Source organism: Kitasatospora sp. NPDC002040 (assembly GCF_040296785.1).
GTDB lineage: Bacteria > Actinomycetota > Actinomycetes > Streptomycetales > Streptomycetaceae > Kitasatospora.
The window spans coordinates 806,338-820,629 of the sequence record NZ_JBEOXV010000001.1; the positions used below are offsets into that span (position 1 = coordinate 806,338).

Sequence of the window (14,292 nt, forward strand, 5' to 3'; positions counted from 1 at the left end):
CCGGGCGGGGGTGCGGCTCAGACGCCGGCGCCGAGCCGTCCGCTGAGGGTGCTGTGCAGTTCGGCGCTCGGGGAGTTGAGGCCGACCAGCTCGACGGTCCTGCCGCGCTGGGCGTACCGGGCGGTGACCGCGTCCAGGGCGGCGACCGAGGAGGCGTCCCAGATGTGGGCGCCGGTGAGGTCGATCACGACCTTCGCGGGGTCGTTCGCGTAGTCGAACCGGGTCACCAGGTGGTTGCTGGAGGCGAAGAACAGCGCGCCGGTGACGGTGTAGCGGACCTGGCCGCCGGCCGGGTCGGTGACCCGGGTGACGTCCGCGGAGTGGGCGACCCGGCGGGCGAACACCACCATGGCGCAGACCGAACCGGTGATCACCCCGACGGCGAGGTTGCCGGTGGCGACCACGCAGGCGACGGTGATCACCATCACGGCGCTCTCCCCGACCGGCAGCCGGCGGAGCGTGCGCGGGCTGACGGAGTGCCAGTCGAAGGTGGCGACGCAGACCAGCATCATCACCGCCACCAGCGCGGCCATCGGGATCCGGGAGACGACCGGGCCGAAGACGATGCAGAGCACCATCAGGAACGCGCCGGACAGGAAGGTGGAGAGCCGGGTGCGGGCACCGGAGGCCTTCACGTTGATCATGGTCTGGCCGATCATCGCGCAGCCGCCCATGCCGCCGAAGAAGCCGGTCACGATGTTGGCGACGCCCTGGCCGATCGACTCCCGGGTCTTGTTCGAGCGGGTGTCGGTGATCTCGTCGACCAGTTGGGCCGTCATCAGCGACTCCATCAGCCCGACCAGCGCGAAGGCGACCGCGTACGGGGCGATCAGGGTCAGCGTGGCGACGGTGAACGGCACGTCGGGCAGGCCGGGCAGCGGCAGGCCGGAGGGGAGCTCGCCCTTGTCGCCGACGGTGGGCACGGCGAGGTGGGCGCCCACGGTGACGGCGGTCAGCGCCGCGATCGACACCAGCGGCGCCGGGACGGCCCGGGTGAACCGGGGGAGCAGCGCGGTCAGCGCCAGGCCGCCGGCCAGCAGCGGGTAGACCGCCCAGGGGACGTCGACCAGGTTCGGCAGCTGGGCCAGGAACACCAGGATGGAGAGCGAGTTGACGAAGCCCAGCATCACGCTGCGCGGGACGAACCGCAGCAGCCTGGCCACCCCCAGCGCCCCGAGCGCGATCTGGCACAGGCCGCCGAGGATCACGGTGGCGATCAGGTAGCCGAAGCCGTGCTCCCGGGCGAGCGGTGCGACCACCAGGGCGATCGCACCGGTGGCGGCGGAGATCATCGCCGGGCGTCCGCCGACCACCGCGATCACCACGGCCATGGTGAACGAGGCGAACAGGCCGACGCTCGGGTCGACCCCCGCGATGATCGAGAACGAGATCGCCTCCGGGATCAGCGCCAGCGCGACCACCAGGCCCGCCAGCACCTCGGTACGGGCCACCTTCGGGCTGAGCCAGGACGGGCGGAAGGCGCGCAGTCGCGCGACAGCAGGCTGGGCAGCGGGCAAGGCGGGGACCTGTCGTACTCGGGCGCGGCCGCACGGCCGCACGGCCGCGTGGCTGGGGGAGGGGAGGGAAGTGTCCGACTCTACCTGCCGGGTGGAACCGTCGAGCCGTGGCGGCGCAGCGGCCCGGACTCCGCCCGCGCACCCGGTGTCCCACCCGCCCCGCCGGGGCACGAAAGGGGTCGGCGGGCGCCGTTCGTGAATTCGGTGTGTCCTGGGCGAGACGCCATTGCGGGCCGTCCGCGCGGGCCCTTATTGTCGCTTGCATGGCAGCCGGAGAGTTCCTCGCGGCCCGCCGCCACGTCGATTTCGGCCGACTGGCCAGCGGGCTCTGTAGCGCCCCCAGCACCCCCGCCGCGTGACCTTCGCGGCCCGTCGCCGCTGATCGCGGCGCCGTCTCGGCTCTGTCCGCGATTCCCCGTCGGGTGATTTCCCCCTCCCCGGGATCGCGCGTTCTCCCCCCACTCCGGTGCCCTTTCGGCATGTCCCGCCATCGGCACCGGAGTTCACCGACGCCGAAAGGAATTCCGTGGTGCCCGAGAACATCCGTCCCGCCATCAACCGGCGGGGCTTCCTCGCCGGAGCCGCCGCTGTCGCCGCCGCCGGAGCCGTCCCGCTGGCCACCGCCGGTACGGCCGCCGCCGCGTCCGCAGCCCGCCCCAACGTGCTGCTGATCGTCACCGACGACCAGCCCAAGCACACCGACTGGGCGATCCAGAACACCATCGCCTGGCTCGGCGGCCAGGGCGTGACGTACCCCAACGGCCATGTCGCCACGCCGCTCTGCGCACCGTCCAGGTCCTCGGTGTTCTCCGGCCGGTACGCCCACAACCACGGGGTCCGGAACAACGGGGCCTCGGCCGCACTGGACCAGCACACCACCGTCCAGCGCTACCTGAGCCAGGCGGGCTACCGCACCGGGCTGTTCGGCAAGTACCTCAACTCCTGGACGCTGGCGGACAATCCGCCGCACTTCGAGGACTGGCTGCTGCTCCAGCCCTCGTACCAGGACGCCAGGTACAACGACAACGGCACCGTCCGCACCATCAACGGCTACGCCACCAACGTGATCAAGAACCACGCGCTGGCGTTCCTCGACAAGGCCGCCACCGACACCCGCCCGTGGTTCGCCTACGTCACCCCGTTCGCCTCGCACGAGCCCAACAAGCCCGCGCCCAAGTACGCCGACACCCCCGTCCCGGCCTGGAACGGCCGCCCCTCGGTGACCGAGGCCGACCGCAGCGACAAGCCCGCCTACATCCGCAACGCGACCGCCACCCTGGCCGACGCCCAGGCCCTGAGGCAGCGCCAGCTCCGCACCCTGCTCTCGGTGGACGACGCGGTGCAGGCCCTGCACGACAAGCTGGCCGCGCTCGGCCAGCTCGACAACACCCTGGTCATCTACATCGGCGACAACGGCTACACCTGGGCCGACCACGGCTGGCTGAAGAAGTCCGTGCCGTACTCCCCGTCCCACCAGGTGCCGTTCTACCTCTCCTGGCCCGCCGGCGGGCTCGGCGCCGGTACCACCGACAACCGGATCGCCGCCAACATCGACATCGCGCCGACGATCCTGGACGCCGCCGGGATCGTCCCCGACACTCCGCAGGACGGCCGCTCGCTGCTCACCGGGTACCGCAGGGACCACCTGCTGGTCGAGTGGTGGCGCCAGGGCGCCGGGGCGGGCACCCCCGAGACCTGGGCCTCGTACGTCGCCACCGACAAGCAGTACACCGAGTACTACGATCTCAGGACCGACGTGAACGGGACGGTCTCCGGTACCGGGCAGGTGGTGTTCCGGGAGTACTACGACCTGGTCAGCGACCCGTACCAGCTGAAGAACCTGCTGTACCAGGCCACCCCGCAGCAGGAACAGGCCCTCGGCATCCCGGCCCTGGCCGCCCAGCTGTCGGCCGACCGCAGGGCCTGACCCGCACGCCCGGCGCCGCCGGGATCCATCCGAGAGGACACTGCACCGTGAGTACGGAACCGACCCGGTCCTGCTGCACCCCCGGCCGGTCCGGGTCGGCCCCGGCAGCGCTCACCCTGACCGTCGCCCCGCCGAGGGCGGCCAAGGGCCTGCTCCAACTCCCCGGCGGGCGCTTCCTGATGGGCACCGACGACCCGGTGGGCTTCCCGGCCGACGGCGAGGGCCCGGTCCGCGAGGTGGAGGTCGGCCCGTTCCGGATCGCGCCGACCGCTGTCACCAACGCGCAGTTCGGCAGCTTCGTGAAGGCCACCGGATATCTGACCGAGGCGGAGCGGTTCGGGTTCAGCTTCGTGTTCGAGGGCTTCCTGGCACCGGAGACGGCGGCCACCGCCCGGTCGGTGGCCGGCGTCCCGTGGTGGCGTGCGGTCGGCGGCGCCGACTGGCGCCGGCCCGAGGGCCCCGGCTCCTCGGTCGGCGACCGGCAGAACCACCCGGTGGTGCACGTCTCCTGGCACGACGCCCAGGCGTACTGCGAGTGGTCCGGCAGCCGGCTGCCCACCGAGGCCGAGTGGGAGTACGCCGCCCGGGGCGGGCTGGAGCAGCGCCGCTACCCCTGGGGCGACGAGCTCACGCCGGGCGGCCGCCTCATGTGCAACATCTGGCAGGGCGTCTTCCCGACCCTGAACACCGCCGCCGACGGCCACCGCGGCACCGTTCCGGTCAAGAGCTACCGCCCGAACGGCCACGGGCTCTACAACGTGGCGGGCAACGTCTGGGAGTGGTGCGCCGACCGGTTCAGCCCCGACTTCCACCGCACCGGCCCCCGCCGGGACCCGGCCGGGCCGCCGGATGGCGACCGCCGGGTGATGCGGGGCGGCTCGCACATGTGCCACGACTCCTACTGCAACCGCTACCGGGTCGCCGCCCGCAGCTCCAACACCCCCGACAGCTCGGCGGGCAACATCGGCTTCCGGGTCGCGGCTGCGTAGGGGCGGCAGCAACAGGGGTGGCAGCGCAGGGGCGGCAGTACAGAGGTGACAGCGCAGGGCCGGCTGCACAGGGGTGGCGCAGCGGCCCCCGCAGCAGGTAGACAGGCGGGCATGAGCACTGATCAGTCCCCGAACTTCCTGCCGACGTTCACCCCCGCCGACCTGGCCGGGGACGGCTTCGGACTCCGTCCGTGGAGCCTGGTCGGCGAACCGGAGCGCCGCGCCCGGGAGTTGGCCGCACTCGCCGCCGACCCCGCGATATCCCTCTGGAATCCGCTCCCGATCAGGACCGTCGCCCATGCCGAACGCTGGCTGGCCGGCCGGGTCTCCGGCTGGGAGCGCGGCGACCTCGCCTCCTTCGCGCTGCTCACCCCCGACTTCGACGGCCTGCTCGGCAGCGTCACCGTCCGCTGGGTCGACCGCGGCGACGCCCTCGCCATGATCGGCTACTGGCTGGTCCCCGACGCCCGGGGCCGCGGCCTCGCCACCCGCGGCCTCGAGGCCGCCACCCGCTGGGCCTTCACCACCGCTGACGCCCGCCGGATCGAACTCGGCCACGCCGTCGGCAACACCGCCTCCTGCCGGGTGGCCGGCCGGGCCGGCTATCTGCTGGAGGGGACCCTCCGCCAGAGCCACTGCTTCGGCGACGGCAACTACCACGACGAACACCTCCACGCCCGCCTCGCCAGCGACGCCTGACCCGGTCGGCAGCCGCTCGACCGTCGACGGGCGGGGGCCGGGGCGCTGCCGCGCGGGCGGCGCCGACCTCGGCCTGGTTGGTCAGGCACGGTTCTTCGCGCCGCACGCCGGAGATCCCTGCCCTGGCCGAGCCCTGCTGAGCGCCTGCCGAAGCGGCCACCCGAGGACTGCGTCAGCCGATCACCGTCACCGGCCGCCGCCGGAGCGCCCACGCCGCCGCCACCACGGTGAACGGCACGGCCACCGCCGCACAGCCCCCCGCCACCCCCGCGAGCGCCCCCCACGGCACCACCACCGGCGGCTCCACCCCCAACAGTCGCAGCGCGAGCTGCATCCCCGTCAGGTTGACCCCTGTCACCACCGCCCCGAGCAGGCCCCCCGCCGCCACCGCGAGCAGCGACTCCGCCGTCACCACCCGGATCACCTGCCACCGTGTCGCTCCGGCCAGCCGCAACTGGGCCAGCTCCCGCTTCCGGTCCGCCGTCGCCAGCACCAGCGTGTTGGCCAGCCCGATCGCCGTGTAGACCAGGGCCAGCCCGAGTACCAGCACCGCCCGCAGCCAGGCGACCCGGTTCGGCGAGACGGGGTAGTGCACGGCCAACCACCGCTCCCGGTCCACCACTTCGGCCCCGTACCGGCCCACGACCGCAGCCGTCTCCGCCACCCGGCCGCCCCGCAGCTCGATCCGGTCGGTCCGCGCCCCGGGCGCGTTCCGTGCCGTCACGTACAGCCCGTTGTTCCCGGTCCCGTCCCGCAGCACGCCGGCCACCCGCAGCGTCCGCCGCGCCCCGTCCGCGAGCACCAGCTCCACCGGTGCGCCGACGGTGTGCTGCTCCCACTCCTCGGGCAGCAGCACCGACTCGTCGTCCAGCTCCGCCAACGACCCGGCCAGCAGCGGCAGTCGGGCCACCTCCCGGTACGTCGCCGGATCGACCGCCCGCGCCTCCGTCCGTACCGTCACGCCGTCGCTCTCCACCACCGACACGGCCGCCGCCGCGCTCGGCGAGACCAGCAGACCCGGCACCGCCCGCAACTCCCGGACCAGGGAGCCGACATCGGAGCCCGGTCGCGGCGTCACCACCTGGTCCGCGGTGCTCTGCGCCCGCGCCTCGGCGGCCCGTCCCGCCGCCACCGTGTCCATGCCGCCGAGCAGCGAGCCGGCCAGGGCCACCGAGACCAGCACCGGCGCGGCCACCGCACCCGTGCGCCGGATGCCGCCCAGGGCGTTCGCCCGGACCAGCCGCCCGGCGTACGAGGTCAGCCGGGCCGGCAGGGCGCCGAGGCCGTGCAGCAGCGGACGGGCCAGCACCGGGACGAGCAGGCCGCAGGCGGAGATCAGGGCCATCGGCTGCACGGTGTAGTTCTTCCGCCGCAGCAGCGAGGCCGGTTCGTCGACCAGGGCGACGCCCACCAGCACCGCCGCCGTGGCCAGCAGGCCGAGCCCCCAGCACCAGCGTCCGACCGTCATCACCCGGGAGTTGACGTCCGCCTCGCGCAGCGCGTCCAACGGACCGAGCCGCCCGGCCCGGTGGGCCGCGGCCGCGACGCCCGCGACGGCGACCAGCAGGCCGGTGGCGAACGCCGCGCACAGCGGCCAGATCCCGGTACCGATCGCGAACCCCTCCGGTGCGGTACCGACCCGGACCAGCTCCCGGCCGAGCCGGGGTGCGCCGACCGCCCCCAGGGCGCAGCCGGCCACCGAGGCGGCCACCCCGACCGCCACCGCCTCGAGCAGCACCATCCGCCGGATCTGCCCCCGGCTCGCCCCGGTCAGCCGGAGCAGCCCCAACTCCCGCTGTCGCTGGGCCACCACGTAGGAGAAGGTGGAGGCGATCACGAAACCCGCCACGAAGGTGCTCACCCCGCCCGCCGTCCCGAACGCGGAGTTCAGACCGATGGCGGCCTCGCCCCAGGGCAGCCGCGCGGTGGCGGCCAGCCCGAGCAGCATCACCGCCATCAGCGCGACACCGAGCGCCAGCGCGACGAACGCCCCGACCAGTGAGACCCAACGGACCCGCAGTGACTTCCACGCGATTCTCGACATCCTCATGCTCCGAGCCAACCGCTCCGGGGCCGTCCGATCACCAGCGCTGCCTCCACTCCTAGGGGTAGGGCTGGCCCTACCGCGCCGCCGCCAACCGCCGCCTAGGGTTCCCCTCGTGTCCCCAAGCCCCCGATCCCCGAAGGCAGTGCCCGGCGGCGCCTGGCAGGCGCTGGCCCGGCCCGGCTTCCTGCGCTCGCCGTGGCCCTGGCGGTCCGTCGGCTACCTGCTCGCCACCGGCGGGTCCGGCCTGCTGCTCTGCCTGCTGCTGGTGCTGGGCGCGGTCGTCGCGGGCGGGCTGGCGATGGTGCTGATCGGCCTGCCGCTGCTGGCCGCCCTCGCGCTGGTCGGGCTGCCGTACGCGGCGCTGGAGCGCCGGCTGCTGCGCCTGCTGCCGGACCGGACGCCGGTGGAGTCGCCGCACCGCACCCCGGACGGCCCGGGGCTGCCGGCCTGGCTGCGGACCCGGTACCGGGAGCAGGCCACCTGGCGCGAACTCGGCTGCACGGCGCTGGCCGCCCTGCTGCTCTGGCCGATCGACCTCACCGCCGTCGGCTGCGCGGTGTTCGTCCCGCTCTGGCTGCTGGCCACCCCGGTCCTGCTGGCGCTGGACGGCGAGCAGGTGAACGTGCTGAAGGTCTGGCAGATCCACGACCAACCCACGGCGCTCGCCCTGGCCCTGGCCGGCGCCGTCCTGTTCGCCGCCCTGAGCTACCCCCTGACCGCCGTCGCGGCGGGCCGGGCCACGCTGGTCCGCCGGCTCACCGGCCGGACCGAGCCGGACCACCGGATCGGCGAACTGGTGCGCTCCCGGGCCCGGTTGGTGGACGCCTTCGAGGCCGAACGCCGCCGGATCGAACGGGACCTGCACGACGGCGCCCAACAGCGGCTGGTGGCCCTCGCGATGAACCTCGGCCTGGCCCGGCTGGACGCCCCGACCGACAGCCTGCTGGCCGGACGGCTGGCCGACGCACACCGGGAGGTCGGCCAAGTGCTCGCCGAACTCCGCGAGTTGATCAACGGCATCCACCCGCAGGTGCTGGCCGACCGGGGCCTGCCGGAGGCGGTGGCCGACCTGGCCGACCGGTCCCCCGTCCCGGTCGACCTCGACTTCGAACTCCCCGGCCGGCCACCGCCCGCCGTGGAGGCCGCCGGGTACTTCGCGGTCGCCGAGGCGCTGGCCAACCTGGCCAAGCACAGCGGCGCCAACCGGGCCCGGCTGACCGGCCGTTACGCTGACGGGCGGCTCGGTGTCGAGGTGTCGGACGACGGCCGCGGCGGCGCCGATCCGGCCCGGGGCACCGGGCTGACCGGCCTGGCCGACCGGCTCGCGGTGGTGGACGGCACCCTGACGGTGAGCAGCCCACCCGGAGGACCGACCCTGCTGCGCCTGGAGATCCCGTGCACCCTGACCGACCCGTCACCGCCCCGCTCCGAGTAGTCCTGGCCGAGGACAGCGTGCTGCTGCGCGAGGGCCTGATCGGTCTGCTGGAGCGGTTCGGGCACCGGGTGGTGGCCGCCGTGGGCGACGCCGGGGCGCTCCGCGCGGCGGTGGCCGAACACGTCCCCGACCTGGTGGTCACCGACGTCCGGATGCCGCCGGGCCAGAGCGACGAGGGGCTGCGGGCCGCGGTCGAACTGCGTGAGGCCCGCCCGGGGCTGCCGGTGCTGGTGCTGAGTCAGTACGTCCAGCGCTCGTACGCCGCCGATCTGTTGGACTCGGGCGACGGCTCCGGTGTCGGCTACCTGCTGAAGGACCGGGTCGGCCAGATCGAGGACTTCCTGGCCGCCGTCGGCACGGTGGCGGAGGGCGGCACCGTGGTCGACCCCGAGGTGGTCCGGCAGCTGATCGGCCGCCGCCGCGACCCGCTGGCCCGGCTGACGCCGCGTGAGCGCGAGGTGCTGGCCCTGATGGCGGAGGGCCGGTCCAACGCCGCGATCTGCCGCGAACTGGTGGTCTCCGAGGCGGCCGTCTCCAAGCACATCGGCAGCATCCTGGCCAAGCTCGACCTGCCCCCGGCGGAGCAGAGCCACCGGCGGGTGCTGGCGGTGCTCACCTTCCTGCGCGGCTGACCGGCTCCTCCGCCACCTGCACGATCGCCTTGCCGGTGTTCTCCCCGGCCAGCATCCCGAGGAAGGCGTCCACCGAGCGGTCGAAGCCCACCGTCACGGTCTGGTCCGGCACCAGCGCACCCGAGCGCAGGTACGGGGTCAGGTACTCCTCCAACTCGCCCTGCACCTCGCGGTGGTTGCGGACCAGGAAGCCCTCCAGGCGCAGGCTCTTGCTCACCACGTCGTAGAGGTTGCGCGGCGCGGCGGGCGGGTTCGCCGCGTCGTCGTACTGCGCCACCGCGCCGCACCAGGCGATCCGGCCGCCGTCCCGCAACGCCTCGATGGCGCCGGAGAGATGCTCGCCGCCGACGTTGTCGAAGTAGACGTCCAGGCCGTCCGGGGCGGCCCGGCGGAGCTGCCCGCCGATCGGGCCGTCGTGGTGGTCGAAGGCCGCGTCGAAGCCGAGCCGCTCGGTCAGGTGCCGCACCTTGGCGGCCGAACCGGTGCTGCCGACCAGGTGCCCCACCCCCATCAGCCGGGCCAGCTGCCCGACCGCCGTGCCCACCCCGCCCGCCGCCGCGCTGACGTACAGGCTCTCGCCGGGCTGCAGCCGGGCGATCCGGGTCAGGCCGACGTAGGCGGTCAGCCCGGTGCCGCCGAGCAGGCTCAGGTAGGTGCTGAGCGGTACCCCGGCCGGCGGCCGGATCACCCGGACCCCGGCCGAGCGGAGCGCGGGCACCCCGGGCTCCCGCAGCCGGACCTGGACGCCGCCCGGATCGGGCGCCGCACCCCGCTCCGGGATCTGATCCGGACTCAGCAGGGCATGGGTCCGCCAGCCGAGCCGGTGCGCCACCAGGTCGCCGACCTTCAGATGATCCGACCGGGACTCCACCACTCGGCCGAGCGCGCGACCCTCCATGGGGGCGTGCAGCTCCCCGACGTCCATCACCTCACGCATGTACGGATCGACCGAGAGGTGGATGTTCTCCACCAGCGCCCCGCCCGGCTCGACGGCGGGCAACGGTACGTCGACGAAGGCGAAGTCGCCGGGGGAGGGGCGGCCCTGCGGCCGGGCGACCTGGTGGACGAAGCGGGCGGTGCGGGTCATGGCGGGGCTCCCTGGTCGGCTTTCGGCACGCGGTGCTCGGTGTGGTGATCACGCTAGGGAGCGCGGGGACGGTCGGGCAGGTGCTGCCGTCGATGGTTCGACGCTTTCCATGAGCACTCCTCATGGAAGCCGTCCGCCCGGGATAGGTTGCCCGGATGACCGACCTCGCCCCGCACGAGCTGCGGATTCTCGTCGCCGTCGACCGCGACCGCAGCTTCACCGCCGCCGCGGCCGCGCTCGGCATGTCGCAGTCGGCCGTCTCGCACGCGGTGCGCGGCTGCGAGCGCAAGCTCGGCGCGGTGCTCTTCGAGCGGGGGCGCCACGGCGCGCGCCCCACCCCGGCCGGCGTACAGGCCGCCGCCCACGCCCGGCAGATCCTGCACCTGCTCGCCACCCTGGCCACCGAGACCAGGGCCGCCGCCCGGGAGAGCGCAGAACTCACCGGCCCGCTCCGCATCGTGGCCTTCCGCAGCGCCGCCGCCCACCTGCTGCCCGGCGTCCTGGCCCGACTGGCCGACCGTCACCCCGGCCTCGCACCCGAGCTCCGGATCGTCCGCGAGATCGGCCGCGGCACCGCGGGCGAAGTCGCCGACGGCCACGCCGAACTGGGCATCGCCACGCTCGACGCCGCCACCGGCCAGGCCCCGTCACCCGCCCTGCCCGGACTGCTGGCCGGCCGCCTGTTCACCGAGCCGTACGCGCTGGCGCACCCGGTCGGCCATCCCCGGCCGCGCACCCTCCCACTGGTCGACTGGGACGAGAACTGCGGCTCCTACACCCGGGACTGGTGGCGCGACCAGGACTGGATCCCGGCCGCCACGGTGAACGTCGAGGACGACACCGTCACCCTCTCCCTGGTCGCCCAGGGCCTCGGCATGTCGATCATGCCCGCCCTCACCCTGCTCGGCGCCCCGCCCGGCGTCGCCGTCACCGCCCTCGGCCCGCAGCCGCCCACCCGCACCGTCGGCTACGTCACCACCCCGGCCCTGGCCCGCACCGCGGCCGTCCGCGAGCTGATCCGCGAACTCCGCGCCGCCCCGGCCCCGGTGCTCACGGCCTAGCGTTCACCACCCGCCTCACCAACCGTCTCGCCCACCGCCTCGCGCAGCCGCCGGAACTCCTCCGCGATCCCGTCCAGGGTGTAGTGAGCGTTCAGTCCGCTCGGGTTGGGCAGCACCCAGACCTCGGTGCCGCCCAACCCCGCCGGCACGCCCTCCGACTGCCGCCCGACCACCGCGCCCCGCCGCCCGAACGCGGTCCGGTACGCCCCGATCCCCAGCACCGCCAGCGCCTCCGGTCGCAGCCGGGCCACCCGCTCGACCAGGGCCGCCCCGCCCTCCCGGTACTCCTCCGCGGTGAGTTCGTCCGCCTTGGCGGTGGTCCGGGCCACCACGTTGGTGATGCCGAGCCCGTACCCGAGCAGCTCCCGCTGCTCCTCCGGCCGCAGTTGACGGGGCGTGAACCCGGACCGGTGCAGCGCGGGCCAGAACCGGTTGCCCGGCCGGGCGAAGTGCTGCCCGGTGGCCCCCGACCACAGACCGGGGTTGATCCCGCAGAACAGCACCCGCAGCCCGGGCGCCACCACATCGGGCACGGTCCGGTCCCGTGCCGCCGCCAGCTCCTCCGCGCCCGGCCGGAACTGACGCGCCGTCGGCTTCCCTGTCTCGCTCATCCGTCCAGTCTGCCCGGTCCACCGCGACCTCCGTTCGAATGCACAGTGAGTTCGATAATCCGCTGCCGCACCGTCGCTGAAGGGCGCAGAATGGCTAGATGTCCTACGAACTGAAGGCGCTGATCGCATCGCAGGAACTGCTCAACGTGGTGGCGGCGGAGGTACCGGTCGCCCGGGTCGCCGGACTGGAGCAGAAGCTGGCCCTGATCCCGATGACGGACCTTCTCTTCGACACCGTCACCGAGCACGGTGGCGCGCTCCAACCGGGCTTCGCCTCCTTCCCCGGCGGGTTCGGCCGACGGATGGCGGCCTGGTCCAAGGCCGGCCCGATCGGCTACGTTGAGGCGGACTTCTTCGGCGGCGCGGGCACCCAGCACGCGGCGGTCTGGTTCGACGGCCGGGTGGTGCTCGGCCCGCTCGCCTCGGTCACCGGTGAGCCGTTCCCGTCCGAGGGCAGCCCGATCTCCCAGGCGCTGCGCCAGGTCGGCGCCCAACACACCCACGGGCAGGACGAGTTCGAGTCGGTCGGCCTCGACAGACACCGTCGCCTGGTCGACTGGTGCTCCGGCTGACCACTGCGGAGGCGGTCCGGCGCCCGGGCCCCGAACCATTCGGCGTACAAGCAGTGGCCGGTGCACCACCGGTGGCCCAACGTGAGGTTCAGGCGATTCCGCCTGAACTTCACTGAGAGGAAGCGCAATCCCATGCGTGCCACCTGGACGGCCGTCGTGCTGACCGCAACCCTTGGCCTTGCCACGGTCACCACCACATCCGTCACCGTCGCCAACGCTGCCGACACCGCCGCGGCGACCACCATCCGTCCCCTAGCGTCGATCGTCCCGCCCCTCCCGGACCTGCCGGTGAAGCCCCCGGTGGACGTTCCGGTCAAGCCCCCGGTCGATCTGCCGGTGAAACCCCCGGTCGATCTGCCCGTGAAGCCCCCGGGCGCCGACCTCCCGGCCCTCCCCGACCCCGCCAAGAACCTCGCGGTGCTCGGCTCCCTCGGCGACGTCCTCGGCCAGATCACCAAACTGGTGACCTCCGCGACCTCCGCCACCCCCGACCCGGCCGCCCTGCAGAAGCAACTCGCCGACCTGCAGGCCGCGGTGAAGTCCCTGCTGGGCATGCTCCCGGCCGCCCCCGTCCCCGACCTGCCGGTCAAGCCCCCGGTCGGCGACACCCGGATCGTCCCGCCGCTGCCGGTCAACCCGGCCGACGCCCTCGGCCAGGTCCAGAAGGCCGCGGCCGACCTGGTCGCCAAGGCCACCGCCACCACCCCGGACCCGACGGGCGTCAAGGACGCGGTCCCGCCGCTCTCCACCAGCACCCTCACCGCCACGGTGGCCACCGCCACCGCCCTGGCCACCGGCTGACCCACCCGCACACACGTCGGGCCCCGGACCGTGCACGGTCCGGGGCCCGACAGCGGCGGTGCCGCGGTGTCAGCGGTAGTTCACGAACTGGATCGCGAACTCCAGGTCCTTGCCCTTGAGCAGCGCCTGGATCGTCTGCAGGTCGTCCCGGCTCTTCGAGCTGACCCGGAGCTCGTCACCCTGGACCTGCGCCTTGACGCCCTTCGGACCCTCGTCGCGGATGATCTTCGCAACCTTCTTCGCGTCGTCCTGGGAGATGCCCTCCTTCACGTCCGCGGTGATCCGGTACTCCTTGCCGGAGAGCTGCGGCTCGCCGGCGTCGAGCGCCTTCAGCGACAGGCCACGCTTGATGAACTTGTCCTTCAGCACGTCCAGGATCGCCTTGACGCGCTCCTCGCCGTTGGCCTTCATCTCGATCTTCTCGCCCGACCGCTTGACCTCGCCGCCGACGTTCTTGAAGTCGAACCGGGTGGCGATCTCGCGGGAGGTCTGGTTGATCGCGTTGTCGACCTCCTGCCACTCGACCTTCGAGACGATGTCGAAACTGGAGTCGGCCATGGTGTCTTGGTCTCCTTGATGCTCTGGCTTCACTGTCCGCCCCCACCCCCATCGGAGCAGGCGCCGCCCAAGCCTATCCACCCCCACCCCCGCCCGCCCCCGCCAGCCACGCCCACCCCCTTGATCATCACGTGACCGACAGAGTGGCGAAGCACCCCCATCCATCAGGTATCGTTTACGAGGTCGAACGGGGCAGCGCCCCGCAAGACACCATCCTGGCTGGTTGCCCGAGCGGCCAAAGGGAGCAGACTGTAAATCTGCCGCGCAAGCTACGCAGGTTCGAACCCTGCACCAGCCACAGGATAAAGAAGGGCCCCTGACCAGCGGAAACGCTGCTCAGGGGCCCTTCTGTGTTA

General features: G+C 73.5%; 13 protein-coding genes and 1 tRNA gene. 9 read left to right on the forward strand and 5 right to left on the reverse strand.

Going from position 1 to position 14,292, the window contains the following annotated elements; genetic code table 11:
• Nucleotides 1-17 precede the first annotated feature (17 nt).
• Nucleotides 18-1,517 (reverse strand): SulP family inorganic anion transporter, encoded by a 1,500-nt coding sequence (locus ABT118_RS03905; protein ID WP_350644710.1) that lies wholly within the window; start codon nt 1,515-1,517, stop codon nt 18-20.
• 529 nt (nt 1,518-2,046) lie between these two features.
• On the opposite strand from ABT118_RS03905, the gene ABT118_RS03910 reads away from it, so the two are divergent.
• From ABT118_RS03910 to ABT118_RS03920, 3 genes are all read left to right on the forward strand, one after another.
• Nucleotides 2,047-3,444: a sulfatase family protein gene (locus tag ABT118_RS03910; protein WP_350644712.1), complete on the forward strand. Its 1,398-nt coding sequence runs from the start codon at nt 2,047-2,049 to the stop codon at nt 3,442-3,444.
• Nucleotides 3,445-3,560: 116 nt separating this feature from the next.
• Complete coding sequence (locus ABT118_RS03915; RefSeq protein WP_502884482.1) at nt 3,561-4,433, forward strand: formylglycine-generating enzyme family protein; 873 nt, start codon at nt 3,561-3,563, stop codon at nt 4,431-4,433.
• A 111-nt stretch (nt 4,434-4,544) separates the two neighbouring features.
• Nucleotides 4,545-5,132 carry a GNAT family N-acetyltransferase gene (locus ABT118_RS03920; RefSeq protein ID WP_350644715.1) on the forward strand — a complete coding sequence of 196 codons (588 nt, stop codon included), beginning with the start codon at nt 4,545-4,547 and terminating at the stop codon, nt 5,130-5,132.
• Between the two features lie 172 nt (nt 5,133-5,304).
• On the opposite strand, the gene ABT118_RS03925 is transcribed toward ABT118_RS03920, so the two are convergent.
• A complete protein-coding gene (locus ABT118_RS03925) occupies nt 5,305-7,176 on the reverse strand; it encodes an FtsX-like permease family protein (protein ID WP_350644716.1) in 1,872 nt (623 codons plus the stop codon).
• A gap of 115 nt (nt 7,177-7,291) precedes the next feature.
• On the opposite strand from ABT118_RS03925, the gene ABT118_RS03930 reads away from it, so the two are divergent.
• Nucleotides 7,292-8,614 carry a sensor histidine kinase gene (locus ABT118_RS03930; protein WP_350644717.1) on the forward strand — a complete coding sequence of 441 codons (1,323 nt, stop codon included), beginning with the start codon at nt 7,292-7,294 and terminating at the stop codon, nt 8,612-8,614.
• The gene (locus ABT118_RS03935) at nt 8,575-9,246 is read left to right on the forward strand and encodes a response regulator (RefSeq protein WP_350644718.1); all 672 of its coding nucleotides are present in this window, start codon (nt 8,575-8,577) and stop codon (nt 9,244-9,246) included. Before ABT118_RS03930 ends, ABT118_RS03935 begins: the two co-directional genes overlap by 40 nt.
• On the opposite strand, the gene ABT118_RS03940 is transcribed toward ABT118_RS03935, so the two are convergent.
• Nucleotides 9,227-10,333 (reverse strand): NADP-dependent oxidoreductase, encoded by a 1,107-nt coding sequence (locus ABT118_RS03940; protein ID WP_350644719.1) that lies wholly within the window; start codon nt 10,331-10,333, stop codon nt 9,227-9,229. The two genes, ABT118_RS03935 and ABT118_RS03940, sit on opposite strands and share 20 nt — an antisense overlap.
• A 155-nt stretch (nt 10,334-10,488) precedes the next feature.
• On the opposite strand from ABT118_RS03940, the gene ABT118_RS03945 reads away from it, so the two are divergent.
• Nucleotides 10,489-11,394 carry a LysR family transcriptional regulator gene (locus ABT118_RS03945; protein WP_350644720.1) on the forward strand — a complete coding sequence of 302 codons (906 nt, stop codon included), beginning with the start codon at nt 10,489-10,491 and terminating at the stop codon, nt 11,392-11,394.
• Here the strand turns inward: ABT118_RS03945 and mug are convergent.
• Nucleotides 11,391-12,005 carry a G/U mismatch-specific DNA glycosylase gene (gene mug, locus ABT118_RS03950; protein ID WP_350644722.1) on the reverse strand — a complete coding sequence of 205 codons (615 nt, stop codon included), beginning with the start codon at nt 12,003-12,005 and terminating at the stop codon, nt 11,391-11,393. The two genes, ABT118_RS03945 and mug, sit on opposite strands and share 4 nt — an antisense overlap.
• A 98-nt stretch (nt 12,006-12,103) precedes the next feature.
• Between mug and ABT118_RS03955 the strand changes: the two genes are divergently transcribed.
• Together ABT118_RS03955 and ABT118_RS03960 are read left to right on the forward strand one after the other, a co-directional pair.
• Nucleotides 12,104-12,577, forward strand: a complete 474-nt coding sequence (locus ABT118_RS03955) for a hypothetical protein (RefSeq protein ID WP_350644723.1) — start codon at nt 12,104-12,106, stop codon at nt 12,575-12,577.
• A 132-nt stretch (nt 12,578-12,709) separates the two neighbouring features.
• A complete protein-coding gene (locus ABT118_RS03960) occupies nt 12,710-13,378 on the forward strand; it encodes a hypothetical protein (RefSeq protein WP_350644724.1) in 669 nt (222 codons plus the stop codon).
• A 69-nt stretch (nt 13,379-13,447) separates the two neighbouring features.
• Here ABT118_RS03960 and ABT118_RS03965 read toward each other — a convergent pair whose 3' ends face one another.
• On the reverse strand, nt 13,448-13,936 hold the full coding sequence (locus ABT118_RS03965) for a YajQ family cyclic di-GMP-binding protein (RefSeq protein ID WP_057231451.1): 489 nt from the start codon (nt 13,934-13,936) through the stop codon (nt 13,448-13,450).
• 217 nt (nt 13,937-14,153) lie between these two features.
• On the opposite strand from ABT118_RS03965, the gene ABT118_RS03970 reads away from it, so the two are divergent.
• A tRNA-Tyr gene (locus tag ABT118_RS03970) sits at nt 14,154-14,234 on the forward strand.
• The last annotated feature ends 58 nt before the right edge of the window (nt 14,235-14,292 follow it).

What these genes read in the sequence shown, in the direction of transcription:
- ABT118_RS03920 (WP_350644715.1), top strand. Translation starts at nt 4,545, where the DNA reads ATGAGCACTGATCAGTCCCCGAACTTCCTGCCGACGTTCACCCCCGCC.
- mug (WP_350644722.1), bottom strand. Translation starts at nt 12,005, where the DNA reads ATGAGCGAGACAGGGAAGCCGACGGCGCGTCAGTTCCGGCCGGGCGCG.
- ABT118_RS03965 (WP_057231451.1), bottom strand. Translation starts at nt 13,936, where the DNA reads ATGGCCGACTCCAGTTTCGACATCGTCTCGAAGGTCGAGTGGCAGGAG.
- ABT118_RS03945 (WP_350644720.1), top strand. Translation starts at nt 10,489, where the DNA reads ATGACCGACCTCGCCCCGCACGAGCTGCGGATTCTCGTCGCCGTCGAC.
- ABT118_RS03955 (WP_350644723.1), top strand. Translation starts at nt 12,104, where the DNA reads ATGTCCTACGAACTGAAGGCGCTGATCGCATCGCAGGAACTGCTCAAC.
- ABT118_RS03925 (WP_350644716.1), bottom strand. Translation starts at nt 7,176, where the DNA reads ATGTCGAGAATCGCGTGGAAGTCACTGCGGGTCCGTTGGGTCTCACTG.
- ABT118_RS03960 (WP_350644724.1), top strand. Translation starts at nt 12,710, where the DNA reads ATGCGTGCCACCTGGACGGCCGTCGTGCTGACCGCAACCCTTGGCCTT.
- ABT118_RS03940 (WP_350644719.1), bottom strand. Translation starts at nt 10,333, where the DNA reads ATGACCCGCACCGCCCGCTTCGTCCACCAGGTCGCCCGGCCGCAGGGC.